18 protein-coding genes are annotated in these 17,759 nt (G+C 59.3%); 9 read left to right on the top strand and 9 right to left on the bottom strand.

The genetic code is table 11. The features are described from left to right. Positions 1 to 62: 62 nt before the first annotated feature. Positions 63 to 1,967, bottom strand: a complete 1,905-nt coding sequence (gene dnaK, locus MF268_RS17215) for a molecular chaperone DnaK (protein WP_238372101.1) — start codon at positions 1,965 to 1,967, stop codon at positions 63 to 65. A 220-nt stretch (positions 1,968 to 2,187) separates the two neighbouring features. On the opposite strand from dnaK, the gene MF268_RS17210 reads away from it, so the two are divergent. Then, positions 2,188 to 2,787, top strand: coding sequence for an alpha-ketoglutarate-dependent dioxygenase AlkB family protein (locus MF268_RS17210; protein WP_238372100.1), 600 nt, complete (start codon positions 2,188 to 2,190; stop codon positions 2,785 to 2,787). Positions 2,788 to 2,793: 6 nt separating this feature from the next. Here the strand turns inward: MF268_RS17210 and MF268_RS17205 are convergent, their stop codons facing one another. Next, entirely contained in the window at positions 2,794 to 3,615 is an 822-nt protein-coding gene (locus MF268_RS17205) for an ABC transporter permease (protein ID WP_088631686.1), read from the bottom strand. 125 nt (positions 3,616 to 3,740) lie between these two features. Between MF268_RS17205 and cysQ the strand changes: the two genes are divergently transcribed. From cysQ to MF268_RS17165, 8 genes are all read left to right on the top strand, one after another. Next, a complete protein-coding gene (gene cysQ, locus MF268_RS17200) occupies positions 3,741 to 4,538 on the top strand; it encodes a 3'(2'),5'-bisphosphate nucleotidase CysQ (RefSeq protein ID WP_238372099.1) in 798 nt (265 codons plus the stop codon). Continuing rightward, on the top strand, positions 4,538 to 5,338 hold the full coding sequence (locus MF268_RS17195) for a 3-deoxy-manno-octulosonate cytidylyltransferase family protein (RefSeq protein WP_238372098.1): 801 nt from the start codon (positions 4,538 to 4,540) through the stop codon (positions 5,336 to 5,338). Before cysQ ends, MF268_RS17195 begins: the two co-directional genes overlap by 1 nt. Before the next feature lie 212 nt (positions 5,339 to 5,550). Further along, on the top strand, positions 5,551 to 6,444 hold the full coding sequence (gene galU, locus MF268_RS17190) for a UTP--glucose-1-phosphate uridylyltransferase GalU (RefSeq protein WP_238372097.1): 894 nt from the start codon (positions 5,551 to 5,553) through the stop codon (positions 6,442 to 6,444). Between the two features lie 36 nt (positions 6,445 to 6,480). Beyond that, positions 6,481 to 7,464 (top strand): UDP-glucose 4-epimerase GalE, encoded by a 984-nt coding sequence (gene galE / locus MF268_RS17185; RefSeq protein WP_238372096.1) that lies wholly within the window; start codon positions 6,481 to 6,483, stop codon positions 7,462 to 7,464. Positions 7,465 to 7,596: 132 nt separating this feature from the next. Then, a complete protein-coding gene (locus MF268_RS17180) occupies positions 7,597 to 8,523 on the top strand; it encodes a glycosyltransferase family 2 protein (protein ID WP_337926816.1) in 927 nt (308 codons plus the stop codon). A 217-nt stretch (positions 8,524 to 8,740) separates the two neighbouring features. After that, positions 8,741 to 9,727 (top strand): glycosyltransferase family 2 protein, encoded by a 987-nt coding sequence (locus MF268_RS17175; protein WP_238372094.1) that lies wholly within the window; start codon positions 8,741 to 8,743, stop codon positions 9,725 to 9,727. Next, positions 9,724 to 11,421 carry a beta-1,6-N-acetylglucosaminyltransferase gene (locus MF268_RS17170; protein WP_238372093.1) on the top strand — a complete coding sequence of 566 codons (1,698 nt, stop codon included), beginning with the start codon at positions 9,724 to 9,726 and terminating at the stop codon, positions 11,419 to 11,421. The genes MF268_RS17175 and MF268_RS17170 overlap by 4 nt, the downstream gene beginning before the upstream one ends. 17 nt (positions 11,422 to 11,438) lie before the next feature. Then, positions 11,439 to 12,875, top strand: a complete 1,437-nt coding sequence (locus tag MF268_RS17165; protein WP_238372092.1) for a nodulation protein NodH — start codon at positions 11,439 to 11,441, stop codon at positions 12,873 to 12,875. Here the strand turns inward: MF268_RS17165 and MF268_RS17160 are convergent. The 7 genes from MF268_RS17160 to MF268_RS17130 all read right to left on the bottom strand — a co-directional run bounded on the left by MF268_RS17160 (position 12,862) and on the right by MF268_RS17130 (position 17,636). Next, positions 12,862 to 13,326, bottom strand: a complete 465-nt coding sequence (locus tag MF268_RS17160) for a PTS sugar transporter subunit IIA (protein ID WP_088631677.1) — start codon at positions 13,324 to 13,326, stop codon at positions 12,862 to 12,864. The genes MF268_RS17165 and MF268_RS17160 overlap by 14 nt on opposite strands. Before the next feature lie 39 nt (positions 13,327 to 13,365). Then, complete coding sequence (gene hpf / locus MF268_RS17155) at positions 13,366 to 13,941, bottom strand: ribosome hibernation-promoting factor, HPF/YfiA family (protein WP_088631676.1); 576 nt, start codon at positions 13,939 to 13,941, stop codon at positions 13,366 to 13,368. Between the two features lie 249 nt (positions 13,942 to 14,190). Beyond that, positions 14,191 to 14,949 carry an LPS export ABC transporter ATP-binding protein gene (lptB, locus tag MF268_RS17150; RefSeq protein ID WP_238372091.1) on the bottom strand — a complete coding sequence of 253 codons (759 nt, stop codon included), beginning with the start codon at positions 14,947 to 14,949 and terminating at the stop codon, positions 14,191 to 14,193. A gap of 1 nt (position 14,950) precedes the next feature. Further along, positions 14,951 to 15,391 carry a lipopolysaccharide transport periplasmic protein LptA gene (gene lptA / locus MF268_RS17145; RefSeq protein WP_238372249.1) on the bottom strand — a complete coding sequence of 147 codons (441 nt, stop codon included), beginning with the start codon at positions 15,389 to 15,391 and terminating at the stop codon, positions 14,951 to 14,953. Between the two features lie 56 nt (positions 15,392 to 15,447). After that, entirely contained in the window at positions 15,448 to 16,044 is a 597-nt protein-coding gene (locus MF268_RS17140) for a hypothetical protein (protein ID WP_238372090.1), read from the bottom strand. 15 nt (positions 16,045 to 16,059) lie between these two features. Then, a complete protein-coding gene (locus MF268_RS17135) occupies positions 16,060 to 16,908 on the bottom strand; it encodes a KpsF/GutQ family sugar-phosphate isomerase (protein ID WP_420485444.1) in 849 nt (282 codons plus the stop codon). Positions 16,909 to 17,021: 113 nt separating this feature from the next. Beyond that, complete coding sequence (locus MF268_RS17130; protein ID WP_238372088.1) at positions 17,022 to 17,636, bottom strand: ribonuclease D; 615 nt, start codon at positions 17,634 to 17,636, stop codon at positions 17,022 to 17,024. Positions 17,637 to 17,759: the final 123 nt, after the last annotated feature.

The raw sequence follows: 17,759 nt of genomic DNA, 5'->3' as shown, positions 1-17,759 counted from the left end.
CCGGAACGTGTTGGGCCGGCCCGGAGACCGGACCGGCCCAATATTGGTTCCGGATTTATGCCTTAGGCACGCTTGTCGTCATCCAGATCTTCAAAGTCCGCATCGACGATGTCGTCGTCGCCACCCATGTCGGCCGCCTTGGGTTCTTCACCCTCGGTTTCCTGGCTGGCCTTGTAGATCGCTTCGCCGAGTTTCATCGCGGCTTCGGTCACGTTCTGGATGCCGGACTTGATCTTGTCGGCATTGTCGGTTTCCAGCTCGTCCTTGAGCGCGGCGATGGCGAGTTCGATCGCCTCGATCGTGGTCGGGTCGACCTTGTCGGAATGCTCTTCCATCGACTTTTCGGTCGAGTGGATAAGGCTTTCCGCCTGGTTCTTGGCATCGACCAGTTCGCGACGGGTCTTGTCCGCCTCGGCGTTTTCCTCGGCGTCCTTGACCATCTTTTCGATGTCGTCCTCGGACAGACCACCGGAAGCCTGGATCGTGATCTTCTGTTCCTTGCCGGTGCCTTTGTCCATGGCGCCGACCGACACGATGCCGTTGGCGTCGATGTCAAAAGTCACTTCGATCTGTGGCATGCCGCGCGGTGCCGGGGGGATGTTTTCAAGGTTGAACTGGCCAAGGATCTTGTTGTCGGCGGCCATTTCACGTTCACCCTGGAAAACCCGGATGGTCACGGCGTTCTGGTTGTCTTCCGCGGTCGAGAAGATCTGGCTCTTCTTCGTCGGGATCGTGGTGTTGCGGTCGATCAGGCGTGTGAACACGCCACCAAGCGTTTCGATACCGAGCGACAGCGGGGTCACGTCGAGCAGGACAACGTCCTTGACGTCACCTTGCAGAACACCGGCCTGAATGGCGGCACCAAGAGCAACGACCTCGTCCGGGTTCACGCCCTTGTGGGGCTCTTTCCCGAAGAACTTGGTCACTTCCTCGATTACCTTCGGCATACGGGTCATACCGCCGACGAGAACGACTTCGTCCACGTCAGAGGTCGAAAGACCGGCATCTTTGAGCGCGGCCTGGCAGGGCTTCATCGACGCCTTGATCAGGTCGGCAACAAGGCTTTCCAGCTTGGCGCGGGTCAGCTTCATGACCATGTGCAGCGGCTGACCGTTGGAACCCATCGAGATGAACGGCTGGTTGATCTCGGTCTGGGAGGAACTGGACAGTTCGATCTTGGCCTTTTCAGCCGCCTCTTTCAAACGCTGAAGCGCCATCTTATCCTTGGTCAGATCGACGTTGTTCTCTTTCTTGAACTCGTCCGCGAGGTAGTTGACGATGCGCATGTCAAAGTCTTCACCGCCGAGGAACGTGTCGCCGTTGGTGGATTTCACTTCGAAAAGGCCGTCGTCGATTTCGAGGATGGTCACGTCGAACGTACCACCACCAAGGTCATAGACCGCGATGGTCTGGGTGTTTTCCTTGTCGAGACCATAGGCCAGTGCGGCAGCCGTCGGTTCGTTGATGATCCGCAGCACTTCGAGACCGGCGATCTTGCCCGCATCCTTGGTGGCCTGACGCTGGGCGTCGTTGAAATAGGCCGGAACGGTGATGACTGCCTGGGTCACTTCCTCGCCGAGATAGGATTCGGCGGTTTCTTTCATCTTGCCGAGGATGAAGGCCGAAATCTGGCTCGGCGAATATTTTTCGCCCTTGGCTTCGACCCATGCGTCGCCATTGCCGCCGTCGATGACGTTGAACGGCATGTTCTTGCGGTCCTTGGCGAGATCGGTGTCGTCGTTACGGCGACCGATCAGGCGCTTGACGCCAAAGATGGTGTTTTCAGGGTTGGTGACGGCCTGACGCTTGGCCGGCTGGCCGACGAGGCGTTCGTCATCCGTGAATGCAACGATAGACGGGGTCGTGCGTGCCCCTTCGGAGTTTTCGATCACACGCGGCTGGCTGCCATCCATGATGGCGACGCAGCTGTTGGTGGTCCCGAGGTCAATCCCGATTACTTTACCCATAGTATTTGATCCCTTCATTCTTCAAGGCGATAACCCGAAGCCCGAACCCGTTTCGGCATCCCGGCCCCGATATGATATGCGCCTTGCAGAGCCTGTCTGTTCGGCGCGTCCCGGCGTATATAGGGACCGCAAAAAGCCCGTGCAACCGGTCATGGCAGGAGGAGTTCGCGAATTTGTGACCTTTTTGGCGCGGCTAATGCGAATGCAAAGGATGTAGGCGATGCGATTGACGATCCGGGGTGTGGAGGTTGTGAAATCCTGTCTCGACGAGGCGCGCCAGGCGCGGCTGGTCGAGGTCGTGCGCGAGGTCTGGCGTCAGGCGCCGCCTTATGCGCCCGAAACGCCCTATGGTAAGGCGATGTCGGTTAGGATGACCTCGGCCGGGGCGTTTGGCTGGTATTCGGACCGGTCCGGCTATCGCTATGTCAGCGAACACCCGAATGGAGCCGCCTGGCCGGGCATTCCCGAGGAAATACTCGACATCTGGCGCGAGGTGACCGGGCATGAGCGGTTGCCGGACTGCTGCCTTGTCAATTTCTACGGCGAGGGCGCACGGATGGGGATGCACCAGGACAAGGATGAGGCGGATTTCTCATGGCCGGTCGTGTCGATCTCGCTTGGCGATGACGGTTTGTTCCGGATCGGCAACCTGACCCGGGGTGGCAAGACGGAGTCCGTCTGGCTGAATTCCGGCGACGTGGTGGTGATGGGGGGCGAGGCGCGGCTGGTCTATCACGGCGTGGACCGGATCAGGTACGGATCGTCCCGGTTGTTGGAAAACGGCGGGCGGATCAACTTGACGCTGCGGGTGGTGACCTGAGCGGGCCTAGCGCCGAGCGCCCCAGCTCGCCGAGACGCGGCGGCGGGTATAGAATTCGCCCATCAGGCCCAGCATCGTCAGCCCGACGCCGACCCAGAGCGCGTAGTGCCAGTTCGAGAAATGCGGATTGTAGTTAATGAAGACGAATCCGCGCGACTGGTCGATCGTGTGGAACAACGGATTCCAGTCGAAGATGGGCAGCATGAAACCGGGCAGCGTGTTGGCAAGAAACATTTTACCCGAAGCGATCATATTGGCCCTTTGATAAAGGCTCGACGCGATTCCCACGGCGGCGGGTGCCCATGGCTTGGCCGAGAGAAAGATCATGCCCACTGCGCAGCCGGTGAACCATGACAGCATCACCATGCCGAACGCCGCGCCGGGCTGGTAGATTTCGATGGGCGTGAAGGCGACGTGATAGATAAAGAGGATGACGAACATCGACAGCAGTTGCGTGTAAAGAGCGCCAAGCGCGGCCGCCGTGATGGTGATCGCTGTGTTCAGCGGTGCGTGCTGCATCATAGAACTGTTCGGGCCTTCGGCCCCGGTCACGGCGGATATCGCTTTGATATGACACATGAACAGAAAGATGCCGGACATCACGTACAGCAGGAAATCGCCGCGTACCGCCGAGCTGCGCATTTTGAGAACGGTGAACATGAAATAGAACACGATCACGAACATCACGACCTGAAGCATGTTCAGGCCAATGGCGATAAAGGCGTTGTTGTGCCGGGCGCGGACGCTGCGGACGACAGAGTGAAAGATCAGCTCAAGTGTCGTCAGGGCACGTGCAAAGCTGGACTGATGCCGCCTGTACCTGAACATGAAAACTGCTGTCCTGTGTCGCTGTGCCGTCGAGAGGCAGGGAATTCTTGCTGTTCCCGTGAGACCGGACCATAAGGGAGCGAAGGTAAATATTCAACAAATCGACGAAGAACGGAGCAGTTTACGTGGATTATGAGACATTGATGCCATTATTGCGCAAACTGGCCATCGAGGCCGGCGCAAAGATCATGGAAATCTACAATGCCGACGATTTCGAGGTGAAGCAGAAATCGGACGAAAGCCCGGTGACCGAAGCGGACGAAGCCGCCGATGCGCTGATTTCCGAAGGGTTGCGTGCCACTTACCCCGATGTGATGCTCGTCACCGAAGAGCAGGCGGAGTCTCATAGTGCCAAGGGCGACACCTTTCTCATCGTCGATCCGCTGGACGGAACCAAGGAGTTCGTCCACCGCCGGGGCGATTTCACGGTGAATATCGCGCTCGTAGAAAACGGTTCTCCGACACGGGGCGTGGTCTATGCACCGGCCAAGAACCGGATGTTCTTTACCATGGCCGATGGCCAGTCGGTTGAGGAAACCGGCGACTTCGCGCCGGATCAGATGGGCGCGACGACCCCGATCAAAGTTGCACAAAGCGACAACTCGGCGCTGATGGTCGTGGCGAGCAAGTCGCACCGGGATCAGGCCACCGACGATTACATCGGCAAATACAGCGTCAAGGACATGAAGAGCGCGGGTTCCTCGCTGAAATTCTGCCTTGTCGCGACGGGCGAGGCTGATCTTTACCCGCGGCTGGGCCGCACGATGGAATGGGATACGGCCGCCGGGCACGCGGTTCTGGCAGGCGCGGGCGGCAGCGTCGTGCGTTTCGATGACCTGACGCCGTTGACCTATGGCAAGGAAGGGTTCGCGAACCCGTTCTTCATCGCCCATGCGCCGGGCGTCACGCTCAAGGCGGGCTGATGTCTGTCCTTATCGTCATTCCGGCCCGGTTCGCGTCCTCGCGTTATCCGGGCAAGCCGCTTGTCGGGCTTAAGGGGGCGAGCGGGCAGACCCAGTCGCTGATCGAACGGTCATGGCGCGCGGCCTCGGCGGTTGGCGGGGTCGACCGGGTTGTGGTCGCGACGGATGACGACCGGATCCGAGAGGCCGCCGAAGGGTTCGGCGCCGAGGTGGTGATGACCTCGGAATCCTGCCGCAACGGGACCGAACGCTGTGCCGAGGCGCATGCGGCGCTCGGCGGTGGGTTCGACATCGTCGTCAACCTGCAGGGCGACGCGCCGCTGACCCCGCACTGGTTTGTCGAAGACCTTGTCGCCGGGCTGAACGCAGCGCCCGAGGCGGAGATTGCGACTCCGGTGCTGCGCTGTGACGGCGAGATGCTGAACGGGTTGCTGTCTGACCGGCGTCAGGGACGGGTTGGCGGTACCACCGCCGTTTTCGCCACGGATCACTCGGCGTTGTATTTCTCAAAAGAGGTGATTCCGTTCACCTCGCGGTCGTACGCGGATGGCGAACCAAGCCCGGTTTTCCACCACGTCGGTGTCTATGCCTATCGCCCGGAGGCGCTTTCCGCCTATCCGGCTTGGCCGACCGGGCCGCTGGAAAAATTGGAAGGCCTTGAACAGCTTCGTTTCATGGAAAACGGACGCAAGGTGCTCTGCGTCGAGGTTTCCGCGCGGGGACGTCAATTCTGGGAACTGAACAACCCGGAGGACGTTCCTAAGCTGGAGGCCATGATGAAAGCCATGAATCTGGATTGATCCCACATCGGGATCAATTTCTCACTGGTCGGCGGGATTGACACGCCTGCTACATAAAGCGACGTTAAATGCTGTGTTTGCGTTGAAAATAATAGCAACGCAGCGCATGGACGCGCCATCTGATGGACTAAGGCAGGAACATCATTACTAATACCGGATGCAACCTGCGGGTATTTTCGAATTAACTGGTTAAACAAAAACTGAGGAAGCGTATGCGTAAGAAAGTCACAAAAGCAATTTTCCCCGTTGCCGGACTGGGTACGCGATTTCTCCCGGCAACCAAATCGGTTCCAAAAGAGATCATGACATTGGTAGACCGCCCGTTGGTGCAATATGCCATCGACGAAGCGCGTGCTGCCGGGATCAAGGAATTCATTTTCGTCACCTCGCGCGGCAAGAGCGCGCTGGAAGATTATTTCGACCACTCGCCCGTGCTGGAGCAGGAACTGCGCCGCAAGGGCAAGAAAGACCTGATGAAGGTGCTTAAGTCCACGAACATGGACAGCGGTGCCATCGCCTATATCCGTCAGCACAAGGCGCTGGGTCTTGGCCACGCGGTCTGGTGTGCACGACGGCTCATCGGTAACGAGCCCTTTGCGGTGATCCTGCCCGATGACGTGATCGCGGCGGAAACGCCCTGCCTTCAGCAGATGGTCGAAGCCTATGCCGAAACCGGCGGCAACATGGTGGCGGCAATGGAAGTCGCGCCTGAGAAAGCCTCGTCTTACGGGGTGCTCGACGTGAAGGAAGACATGGGATCCATCGTCGAGGTCAAAGGCATGGTCGAAAAGCCGCCGGCGGGCCAAGCGCCGTCCAACCTTGCGGTGATCGGGCGTTACGTGCTCGGGCCGTCGGTGCTGCAGAACCTGAACAAGCTGAAAACCGGCGCCGGCGGCGAGATCCAGCTGACCGATGCCATCGCGGCCGATATCGGCACGGAGAACGGCGTTTACGGCTATCGCTTCCGCGGGCAGCGGTTCGATTGCGGGTCAAAGTCGGGTTTCTTGCAGGCCACCGTGGCCTTTGCATTGGCGCGTGACGATCTGCGCGACGATCTGAGCCGTTACCTGCGCGACGTGGTTCAGCTTGAAAACGCCGCCGAGTGATCGGCAGCCAGACAACGTAAACACCGGGGGCAAGACTTGAAGACCATACTCGTGACCGGCGGCGCCGGCTATATTGGCTCGCACGCGTGCAAGGCATTGAAACAGGCGGGATATACGCCGGTCACATACGACAATCTTGTCACCGGATGGCGTGACGCGGTCAAATTTGGCCCCTTTGAACAGGGCGATCTGAGCGACCGCGCGCGTCTGGACGACGTCTTTGCCAAGCACAAGCCCGATGCTGTAATGCATTTCGCCTCGCTCAGTCAGGTTGGCGAGGCGATGTCGCAGCCCGGTCTCTACTGGCGCAACAATGTGGTCGGGGCGCTGACCCTGATGGAAGCGGCGGTGGCGGCGGGCTGTCTTGACTTTGTTTTCTCCTCGACCTGTGCGACCTATGGTGAGCATGACAATGTGGTGCTGGACGAAACCACCACACAGGAACCGCTGAACGCCTATGGCGCGTCAAAGCTGGCGATCGAGGGCATGCTGCGCGATTTTGGGGCGGCGCATGGGCTGCGCCATGTGATCTTCCGGTATTTCAACGTGGCAGGTGCCGACCCCGAGGCCGAGGTGGGCGAGTTCCACCGGCCCGAGACGCACCTTATTCCGCTGATGCTGGACGCGATCGACGGCAAGCGTGATGCGCTGACAGTTTTCGGCACCGATTACGACACGCCCGATGGTACTTGTATCCGCGATTACGTGCATGTCTGCGATCTGGTCGATGCGCATGTGCTGGGTCTGGAATGGCTCAAGGATGGTAAGGAAAACCGGGTGTTCAACCTTGGCACCGGGACGGGTTTTTCGGTGCGCGAGGTGATCGACCAGTCGCGTGCGGTGACGAACCGGGAGGTGCCCTATGAGATCGGGCCGCGCCGTGCCGGGGATTGCACCCGGCTTGTGTCCGGATCGACCCGGGCCGAGACCGATCTTGGCTGGACGCCCGAACGCTCGACCATGGGGCGGATGATCGAGGACGCCTGGCGGTGGCACCAGGCAGGTCACTATGACGGCTGACCGGCCCTTATGACAGAAGCTGCGGATCGAACCGCAGCAAGGATAGGGCTGCTCGCCGCCTATCGAATGCGCTGGAAAAGACGCCGCCTTTTGTGGCGGGCCTTTCGAAGTCGCCATGACCTGAAATCGGTGATGGACAGAACTGGTCGGATCGGTGCCGGCGATATTCTTGTTTTATTGGTTCTTCGCAACGAAGCTGCCCGGTTGCCGCATTTTCTGAAATACTATCGCGGCCTGGGAGTCGGGCATTTCCTGGTTGTCGACAACGACAGCACCGATGATACGGCGGCGCTCTTGCAGGATCAGGAGGATGTTTCCCTCTGGCGGACCAAGGTGAGTTACCGCAAGGCGCGGTTCGGCGTAGACTGGACCAACTGGCTTTTGGCGCGCTACGGGCATGGACGCTGGTGCCTGGTGCTGGATGCGGATGAGCTGCTGGTCTATCCGCGCATGGACGAACTTGACCTTGCGGGGCTGACCAGGGCTTTGGAGGCGAGAGGGCAAAATCTTTTTGGTGCCCTGATGCTGGACATGTATGCCACGGGGCCGCTGGGTAAGAAAGAACCCGGATCAGAGACTGAAACAGACCCTATTAAGGCGCTTCCGTGGTTTGACGCGGGGCCCTATCGCTGCCGGCGCCAGACCCCGATACGCAATCTCTGGGTACAAGGGGGCGTGCGCGAGAGGGTGTTCTTTGCCGATGAACCCCGGCGCGCGCCCACGCTGAACAAACTGCCGCTGGTCCGCTGGAACAGGCGCTGGGCGCTGGTCAATTCCTGCCACGCGCTGCTGCCGCCAGATCTGAACATGGCCTATGACGGTCCGGGGGGAGCGCAGCCTTCGGGCGTGTTGCTGCACAGCAAGTTCCTGCCAGACATCATCGAGCGCGCGCGTGAGGATGCCACGCGTAAACAGCATTTCAACGAACCGCGAAAATTCAGAGACTATTACGCGAAAATCGGGACCGCACCGGAGCTTTGGCATGAGGACTCCGTGCGCTATCAAGGCTGGAAGCAACTGGTCGAACTTGGTCTGATGCGGGATCTGGATAAGAAATAGCCCCGTATTGAGACGGTCCGGGCTTTCCCATCGGGGGCGCAACGGTTACAGAGGTCTTAAATTCGGCGGTTATTCTCCTTGTAATGAATTGTAAATTAATTGACCTTTTACACTAGGGGTATGGGCGCGAACACGCCGTGACGCACACAACCGGGTTGCCGGGCGCGTGTGAATATGGGGTTGGGCAGAAAGATTGGGCCTTTGGGACTCTTATAAGATGAGGGTACGGCGGCGCCGTCGTATTCTCAGGTCGATGCGTAAGTCGCTGGAACTGACACTGTTCCAGGACAATACATCGGCTATCCGGCCGGATGATATCCTGCTGGTGTCCACCATGCGAAATGAATCCGTGCGGCTTCCCTATTTCCTTGAATATTACCGCAACCTTGGCGTCGGGCATTTTCTCTTTATCGATAACGACAGCACGGACGCCACGCTTGAGCTGTTGGGTGGTCAGGCGGATATCTCGGTCTGGACGACATCGGGAAGCTATCTGAAATCCAGTTTCGGCGTCGACTGGGTGAACCGGCTGTGCCGGAAATTTGCCCATGGTCATTGGACGCTGGTCGTCGATCCGGACGAGCTTTTTGTCTATCCGTTCTGCGATACACGCCCCATTCCGGCGCTGACCGACTGGCTCGACAGTTCGTCGATCCGCAGTTTCTCGGCAATGCTGATCGATGTCTATCCAAAAGGTCCTCTGGACGCGCAGCCCTATGTGGCCGGGCAGGACCCGCTTGAGATCGCCTGCTGGTTCGACTCGGGCAATTACACGATCCGGCCCAACCCGACCTATGGCAATCTCTGGATTCAGGGCGGACCACGCAGCCGTATGTTCTTTGCGGAGAAACCATGGGAAGCGCCCGCGCTGAACAAGATCCCGCTGGTGAAATGGGACCGCAAGTTCACCTATGTCAGCTCGACCCACATGCTGCTGCCGCGCGGGCTGAACCATGTCTATGATGAATGGGGCGGAGAGAAAGCATCCGGCGCGCTGCTCCACACCAAGTTTCTTGATACCTTTCGCGGGAAGGCGCGGGAAGAGATGGAGCGGGGCCAGCATTACGCGGATTCCGCCGAATACAGAGCCTATGCAAGGGGATCGAAGGAGAGTCCGGACCTTTGGTGTCCGAGCAGCGAGAAGTACATCAACTGGCGCCAGCTTGAAATCCTGGGGCTGATGTCCAAGGGGAACTGGGCATGAGCATCGGTATCGTCATGCTGGTGCACAACTCGCTTGAGCGCGCGGCGCAGGTCGCGCGGCACTGGACGGCGTCGGGGTGCCCGGTGGTTCTGCATGTGGACAAGAGCGTGTCGCGCAGGGATTTCCGCACGCTGCGTGACCGGCTGCGACCGGATCCGCTGATCCGTTTCAGCAAGCGGCATCGCTGCGAATGGGGGACCTGGGGTATCGTGGCTGCCTCGCAGGCTGCATCCGAGACCATGCTGGCGAGTTTTCCGGACGTGAGCCACGTCTTTCTTGCCTCGGGGTCCTGCCTGCCCCTGCGCCCGGTCGCGGAACTGGTCGATTACCTTGCGGCGCGGCCCCAGACCGACTTCATCGAAAGCGCGACGACCTCGGATGTGCCGTGGATCGTAGGCGGGCTGGGTGAAGAGCGGTTCACGCTCCGCTTTCCGTTTTCATGGAAACGGCAGCGGCGGTTGTTCGACAAATGGGTGGACATGCAGCGTCGGTTCAAGCTCAAACGTCGTATTCCCCGAGGGTTAGTGCCACATATGGGCAGCCAGTGGTGGTGCCTGAGCCGCGAGACCTTGTCGCGTATCCTCATGTCACCAGAACGCGCCATGCATGACAGGTATTTCCGGCGGGTCTGGATCCCGGATGAAAGCTATTACCAGACCTTGGCGCGGCTTTACTCGCGCAATATCGAAAGCCGGTCGCTGACGCTTTCCAAGTTCGACTACCAAGGCAAGCCGCATGTGTTCTACGATGACCACCTGCAATTGCTGCGGCGCTCGGACTGTTTCGTTGCCCGCAAGATCTGGCCGGGCGCAGAGCGGCTTTACCGCGCTTTCCTGACGGACGATGCGGGCGCGATGAAAAAAGCGGAGCCTAATCCGGCGAAAATCGACAGGATATTCGCCAAGGCGGTGGAGCGGCGCACTCGCGGCAGGCCGGGTCTTTACATGCAAAGCCGGATGCCTCGTAGCGGGCACGAAAACGGGATCACTGCCCACCCCTATTCGGTCTTTCAGGGTTTTTCCGAGCTTTTCGTGGATTTCGAAGACTGGCTGGCGAATGCCTCTGGCACGCGGGTACACGGGCATCTTTTTGCACCGAAACGGGTCGAGTTCGCGGGCGGGGAAAACGTCATCGATGGCGCGCTGACCGATAATGCCGCGACGCGGGATCATGCGCCCGAGCGGTTCCTGACCAACCTGATCTGGAACACGCGGGGCGAACGGCAATGTTTCCAGTTCAGCCCGCGCGACAATCAGGACGTCAACTGGATCATGGCGCGGGATCCGAACGCGCAGATCTCGGTTGTCACCGGAGCTTGGGCGGTGCCGCTGTTCCGCTCGAAAAAGAACTTTTCGACCCTGCGCAGCGAAGCGGCGCGGCTTCAGCGCGTGGAAAGCGAACAGCTGGCAATTCTGCGGTCAAACCATGCGAATGCACAGATCCGGATCTGGTCGATGGCGGAATTCATTGAATCTCCGATGGAGCCGTTGCAGACCGTCCTGGACGAAATCGCGCAGAAGAAATCGCGCTGGATCGGCGAGGCACCGCGACTGGAGGATCTTGCCGGCTTTGGACAATTTCTTCAGAAGCTGAAGAACGAAGGCATGCATCCCTATCTCATGGGGGATTTCCCCGTTGAGCAGGAACCGCAGGAGATGCCAGCCATAAAGCAAAGACCGTACCTAGTGCGGTAATAATAACCAGAGGGACTATGTTCGACTATTTTGTGGTGTTTGCAGAGATGCGAACCGGATCGAACCTGCTTGAAACCAACTTGAACGCCTTCGATGGGATGAGTTGTCTGGGCGAGGCGTTCAATCCGCATTTTATCGGGTATCCGAACAAGTCCGAGATTTTTGGGATCGACAAGGAAACAAGGGATGCCGATCCATCCCTCCTGATCGATGCGGTCAAATCGGCGCCGGGGCTTGCAGGGTTCCGGTATTTCCACGATCACGATCCGCGCGTTCTGGATGTCATGCTCGACGACCCACGATGCGCCAAGATCATCCTGACCCGTAATCCGCTGGAAAGTTACGTGTCGTGGAAGATCGCCAAGGCGACGAACCAATGGAAGCTGACCGATGTCAAACGCCGGAAGGAGGCGCTGGCCGATTTCGACGGGGTGGAGTTTGCGGGCTACGTTGGAGAGCTTCAGAATTTTCAGGTCAAGCTGCTGAACCGGATGCAGGTGTCCGGACAGACCGGGTTTTACATCGCTTACGAGGACCTGCGCGATCTCGATGTGATGAATGGGCTGGCGCAATGGCTGGGCTGCGGTGAAAAACTCGAGGCGCTGGATACGAGCCTCAAGATTCAGAACCCCGGGCCCGTAGCCGAGAAAGTCTCTAACCCGAGAGAAATGGAACGCGCGCTGGCCGATCTGGACGCGTTCAACCTGACACGTACACCAAATTTCGAGCCGCGCCGTGGACCTGCGGTGCCAAGTTACATTGCGGGTAACAGCCTGCCGTTGCTCTTTATGCCTATTCCGGGCGGGCCTGCCGAAACGATTGCGAACTGGATGGGTGAGCTGGAAGGCGTGCCGGCGTCCGCGTTGAAGCGGAAGATGACCCAGAAAGACCTGCGCCAGTGGTTGCGCACGCAGGAAGTTCACCGGAGTTTCACGGTTCTGCGGCATCCGGCGGATCGGGTGCACGAGGTCTTTTGCAGGAGAATTCTAAATACGGGCACCGGGAGCTATGCGCAGATTCGCGACACCCTGCGGCGGCAGTTCAAGCTGCCGCTGCCGGAGGGCGCGCCCGACGAGAGCTATTCGGTGGAAGATCACCGGGCCGCGTTCAAGGGATTTCTTGGATTCGTCAGATCCAACCTTGCCGGTCAGACGGGGATTCGCGTGGATGCGTCATGGGCGACGCAGGCGCAGATTGTCGCCGGTTTTGCCGAATTCAAATCGCCGGATATCATGGTTCGGGAGAACGATACCATGTTGCTGAGCATGTTGGCTTCACATGTGGGAATCACCTATCCGCGCGATATTCAACGCGATGAGCCCTGTGGCCCCTACGTGCTGGCGGATGTGTACGACAGCGAGATCGCCGTCATGATCGGGTCAATCTACCAGCGGGATTTCATGATCTTCGCAATGCGGCCTTGGACACCGCCCGGTCTGCCTAGGCGGCCTTGACCGAGGTAGGCGAGGTGAGCAGAGCGTAAAGCTTGCTGGGGTCGTGGTTTGCCCGCAGCTTGGCGCAGAGCGTGGGTTCGCGCAGGGTGCGCGACACCAGCGCAAGCGCCTTGAGATGCTCGACGCCCGATTCCTCGGGCGCCAGCAATGCAAAGGCGATATCCACCGACTGACGGTCTATCGCACTGAAATCCAGCGGCTTTTCCAGCAACACGAAGACTCCGACTACGGAATCGAGCCCGGGTAGTCGCGCATGGGGCAGCGCGACACCGTGTCCGACGCCGGTTGGTCCCAGGCTTTCCCGTTCAAGCAATGCTTCGACAGTATCCGGGGCGTTGATGCCATGGCAGGCATGGGCAACGTCGCCGATTTCCTGAAAAAGGCGTTTCTTGCTTGAAACGGCGGCATAGACGCGAACGGCTTCGGGTTTCAGGATGCTCGAAAGCTCCATATGGTGTCGTGCTCCGTGGGCTGCGCCCCTGTTCTGGGGCTAGTCCTGATTGCGCGGGTCGATCCAGCCGATGTTACCATCGTCGCGGCGATAAACCACGTTCAAACCCTGTTTACCTTCGTTACGGAAGATCAGCACGGGGGCTCCTGCCAATTCCATTTGCATAACGGCCTCGCCTACAGACAATGAAGGTATCTGCATTTCCATCTCAGCAACGATAATTGGTTGAAGCGAATCCGGCTCGGCATCTTCCGATTGCTCTTCTGCGGCGAGGATATAGGAGGATGCGCCCAAGAGTTCAACCGGTTCCGACCGATCACGATGATGGTCCTTGAGACGGCGTTTATAGCGGCGTAACTGCTTGTCCATCTTCTCGCCACAGCTGTCGAATGCCGAGTAGATCTCGGTCGCTTTAGCCTTGGCGGCAGCAGTCAGACCAGTCGAGAGATGGATCGTGGCCTCGCACACATACTCATGTGCGGATTTTGAGAAAATCACGTTCGCATCCGTCGGACGGCCGGCATATTTACTCACGATCTCGTTCAGCTCGGTCTGCACATGGGTTTGAAGAGCCTCGCCGATGTCGATCTGTTTGCCACTGATTTGGTACCGCATTTGTGCTCCTTCAGATTGGCATCCTCAGACGCTCCGCTTGGAAAGCGGGCGTTAACTTTATCGGATGACTGGAAATAGGTAAAAAATGGGTCCAGCGGTCCGGCCCGTATTCCGGGCGGTAACAAGAAGCCGCGTGAGCCATGCATTCACCATATCTCAATTGAGGCACCACGCAGGCTTGCTGTCAACGAAAAGCGGATGAAACGGCTTGCCATTTTGCGCGCAAATTGCCGCAACTTGCCGATTTCCTTAGGAAATACGAAAATTTTCGCCGAGATAGACGCGCCTGACATTTTCGTTCTCGACAACTTCTTCGGGCGTGCCGGACATCAGAACCTGACCATCGTGCAAGATATAAGCGCGATCGACGATTTCGAGCGTCTCGCGAACGTTGTGGTCGGTGATCAGCACGCCGATTCCCCGATTCTTGAGATCGGAGACGAGATGTCGGATTTCGTTGACCGAGATCGGGTCGACTCCGGCAAAGGGTTCGTCGAGCAGCAGGTATTTCGGCTCGGCCGCAAGGCACCGCGCGATTTCGACACGACGCCGTTCACCGCCCGAAAGGGCAAGTGCGGGGGCGCGGCGCAGATGTTCGATGGAGAAATCCGAAAGGAGTTCCTCGAGCCGTTCGCGGCGCTTGCTTTTGTCATCGTAAGTGATGTCGAGCACGGCCGAGATATTGTCTTCGACGCTGAGACCGCGAAAGATCGACATTTCCTGCGGCAGATAACCGATTCCGAGACGTGCGCGGCGGTACATCGGCAGGGTTGTGACGATGGTGCCGTCAATCGTGACCGAACCGGCCTCGGGGAACACCAGCCCGGCAATTGCGTAAAAGGACGTGGTCTTGCCTGACCCGTTGGGGCCGAGCAGCGCGACGACCTCCCCCCGGTGCAGGGACATGGTGACGTCGCGGATCACCATTTTCTTGCGGTAGGATTTCCGCAGATGAGAGATCTGGAGTCCGGTTTTATCCGAACTCGTCACAAGCGTCGGGCGGGCCATATCAGTTGCCGCCGTCGTTCTGAAGGATGGTACGCACACGCCCGTTCATCTGGGCCGTGCCGGTCGTGAGGTTCACCGTCATGTTGTTGGAAGAAAGCGCGTTTGCGCCCTGCGTCAACAGGACGTTGCCGGTCATCACGATCACGCCTGTATCGATGCTGTAATCGGCGCGATCGGCTTCGGCCGCGTCGGGGCCGCTGACCAGAACCACATTGCCCACGGCTTCCATCCGCTGGATGGTGCTTTGATCCTGATTGTAGATGACGAGGACGCGCTGGGCCGAGATCCGCATCTCACCCTGACCGATGCGCACGTTACCTTTGAATTCCGCCGATCCGTCTGCCTGGTTCACGTCCAGCGAATCTGCCGTGACCTCGACAGGGAGGGTTGGGTCGGCCTTGATGCCCCCGAAGGCGACATTCGTCTGGCCTGTCGCGGGCATGGCGGCGAGGGCAAAAAACAGCGGGAAAATGAGGAAACGATAAAGGAACAAGTGAGTTAATCCGATTTTTTCGGCAGGTATATCAGCTTTACACCTTGGTTGAAAAGAACATGCAGAGGCCCGTCGTCATTTTCGGGACCAAAGGTCATCCGGCCGGCCGTGAGATCGCCGAACGGAGAGGTGCCGGAGATGGCGCCGTTAGTCTGGCCCGACAGATATTGAAGAGTGGTTTCCAGCTCTTCGGTTTCGATCTCGATCCCGGTCGAGGTGGTCATGCGCACACCACCCTGAAAGGTCGCGACGTCGCTTTGCATGTCCACGCGCACCATTTCGGAATCGAGCGTCAGTTCGACTCCATCGGTGGCGGTCAGCTTTGCATTGACCTCGGTTGCCTCGGCGGGCGTATTCTCATCGCCGGGGCGGGCAAGGGCTGCGCGTACAACGATTTCTTCGCCCTTCTGGTTGGTGCCGGAAAAGAACGGCGCGGTAATCTGCTGGCCGCGGGTCCGTTCGGCGACCTCGCTGTCAGCAAAGGGAATCGTCGCCTCGAAATTGCTGCCCCGGGACAGCAGGAAAAGCGTCGCGAGGATACCAAGCGCGATGAGGGGCAACAGCACCTTGAAAATGGCAACCAGCCGGGAATAGAGATCCATCGCCCATACCTCCCCTTAGCCGAGACCGGCGCGTAGGCAGTCGTGAATATGCAGCAGGCCGAGGGCCGGGGCAGGCGCGTCATGTTCCGTCACGAAAAGACAGGTGATGCCGCGCTTGTTCATGACGGCGGCACCTTCTTCGGCAAGCGCATCGGGTCGGACTGTTTGCGGGTTTCGGGTCATCACGTCCCCGGCGGTGCGGGTCATCAGCCCGTCGAGCTGACGGCGCAGGTCACCATCGGTGATGATGCCGACAAGATTGCCACCTTCGACGACGCCGACCATGCCAAAGGACTTGCGCCCGATTTCGGCGATTGTGTCCCGCATCGGCGTCTGCGGCGTGACCAGCGGCAGTTCCTCTGCTGCATGCATGAGATCGCGTACCTTGGTAAGCTGCGCCCCCAGTTTGCCCCCTGGGTGAAAGTCGCGGAAATTCTCAGCCTGGAAATCGCGGTATTTCATAAGGGCGATGGCCAGGGCGTCGCCCATTGCAAGCGTCAGCGTAGTCGAGATCGACGGTACGATGCCGAACCCACAGGCCTCGCCCATCGACGGAATCAGCAGGTGTGCATCCGCTTGCATCATGAGCGAACTTTCCGGCTTACTGGAAAGCCCGATCAGCGGAATCCCGAACCGGCGGGTATAGGCGACAAGGTTGGCAAGTTCCGGCGCTTCGCCAGAGTTCGAGATCGCCAGCACGACATCGCCCTTGGAAACCATGCCGAGATCGCCGTGGCTCGCTTCGGCCGGGTGGACGAAATGCGCGGGCGTGCCGGTGCTTGCCAGCGTCGCGGCGATCTTGCGCCCGATATGACCGGATTTCCCGATGCCGCTGACGATGATGCGGCCGGTGGCATCCAGCATCAGGCGCAGTGTGTCGACGAAACCCTGATCAAGCTGTCCGGCCAGCACGTCGAGCGCGCGGGCCTCGTCCGTGATGACCTGGCGCGCCGTGGCGAGGAATGATTCCGACTCAGTCATGAGTGGGCGAAGATGTCGATTTCGGGCCAGCCTTCAAGATCGAGCAGCGACCGCGTGGGCAGGAAATCGAAACAGCTCTGCGCAAGCTCGGTGCGGCCTTCGCGGGCGAGCCGCTCGTCGAGCTTTTCCTTGAGCTGATGCAGGTACAGAACGTCCGAAGCGGCATATTCAAGCTGCGCATCGGTCAGCTTTTCCGCGCCCCAGTCGCTCATCTGTTGCTGCTTGGAGATATCGACGCCGATCAGTTCCTGCGTGAGGTTCTTGAGCCCGTGACGATCCGTATAGGTGCGGATAAGGCGGCTGGCGATCTTTGTGCAATAGACCGGCGCGGCCAAGGCGCCAAAGGCGTGATACATGGCGGCGATATCGAAACGCCCGAAATGAAAGAGTTTCAGCGTGTTCGGGTCGGTGAGCATCTTGCAGAGATTAGGCGCCTCGGTCTGGCCTTTGGCGACCTGCACGATGTGGGAATTGCCGTCTCCGTCGGACATCTGGATCACGCAAAGCCGGTCGCGATGCGGGTTGAGCCCCATGGTTTCGCAGTCGATTGCGACGATGGGGCCAAGGGTCAGCCCGTCGGGCAGGTCGTTCTGATAGAGGTGATTTGCCACGCGGGTCGTTCCTTGCAAGTGCCGCTTGAGCGGCTGTCTCCGCCGAGATAGGTCTTTTTCGGCGCAAACTCAACGGGCGCGCGCGGCGAGGGCCGTTCGCTCCGGCGGGAAGACGCGACAGGT

This window comes from Heliomarina baculiformis (assembly GCF_019966545.1).
GTDB lineage: Bacteria > Pseudomonadota > Alphaproteobacteria > Rhodobacterales > Rhodobacteraceae > Heliomarina > Heliomarina baculiformis.
This window is presented reverse-complemented; position numbering and strand designations above follow the sequence as displayed.

What these genes read in the sequence shown, in the direction of transcription:
- dnaK (WP_238372101.1), bottom strand. Translation starts at nt 1,967, where the DNA reads ATGGGTAAAGTAATCGGGATTGACCTCGGGACCACCAACAGCTGCGTC.
- MF268_RS17210 (WP_238372100.1), top strand. Translation starts at nt 2,188, where the DNA reads ATGCGATTGACGATCCGGGGTGTGGAGGTTGTGAAATCCTGTCTCGAC.
- MF268_RS17205 (WP_088631686.1), bottom strand. Translation starts at nt 3,615, where the DNA reads ATGTTCAGGTACAGGCGGCATCAGTCCAGCTTTGCACGTGCCCTGACG.
- MF268_RS17195 (WP_238372098.1), top strand. Translation starts at nt 4,538, where the DNA reads ATGTCTGTCCTTATCGTCATTCCGGCCCGGTTCGCGTCCTCGCGTTAT.
- galU (WP_238372097.1), top strand. Translation starts at nt 5,551, where the DNA reads ATGCGTAAGAAAGTCACAAAAGCAATTTTCCCCGTTGCCGGACTGGGT.
- MF268_RS17180 (WP_337926816.1), top strand. Translation starts at nt 7,597, where the DNA reads ATGGACAGAACTGGTCGGATCGGTGCCGGCGATATTCTTGTTTTATTG.
- MF268_RS17175 (WP_238372094.1), top strand. Translation starts at nt 8,741, where the DNA reads ATGAGGGTACGGCGGCGCCGTCGTATTCTCAGGTCGATGCGTAAGTCG.
- MF268_RS17170 (WP_238372093.1), top strand. Translation starts at nt 9,724, where the DNA reads ATGAGCATCGGTATCGTCATGCTGGTGCACAACTCGCTTGAGCGCGCG.
- MF268_RS17165 (WP_238372092.1), top strand. Translation starts at nt 11,439, where the DNA reads ATGTTCGACTATTTTGTGGTGTTTGCAGAGATGCGAACCGGATCGAAC.
- MF268_RS17160 (WP_088631677.1), bottom strand. Translation starts at nt 13,326, where the DNA reads ATGGAGCTTTCGAGCATCCTGAAACCCGAAGCCGTTCGCGTCTATGCC.
- hpf (WP_088631676.1), bottom strand. Translation starts at nt 13,941, where the DNA reads ATGCGGTACCAAATCAGTGGCAAACAGATCGACATCGGCGAGGCTCTT.
- lptB (WP_238372091.1), bottom strand. Translation starts at nt 14,949, where the DNA reads ATGGCCCGCCCGACGCTTGTGACGAGTTCGGATAAAACCGGACTCCAG.
- lptA (WP_238372249.1), bottom strand. Translation starts at nt 15,391, where the DNA reads ATGCCCGCGACAGGCCAGACGAATGTCGCCTTCGGGGGCATCAAGGCC.
- MF268_RS17140 (WP_238372090.1), bottom strand. Translation starts at nt 16,044, where the DNA reads ATGGATCTCTATTCCCGGCTGGTTGCCATTTTCAAGGTGCTGTTGCCC.
- MF268_RS17135 (WP_420485444.1), bottom strand. Translation starts at nt 16,908, where the DNA reads ATGCTGGATGCCACCGGCCGCATCATCGTCAGCGGCATCGGGAAATCC.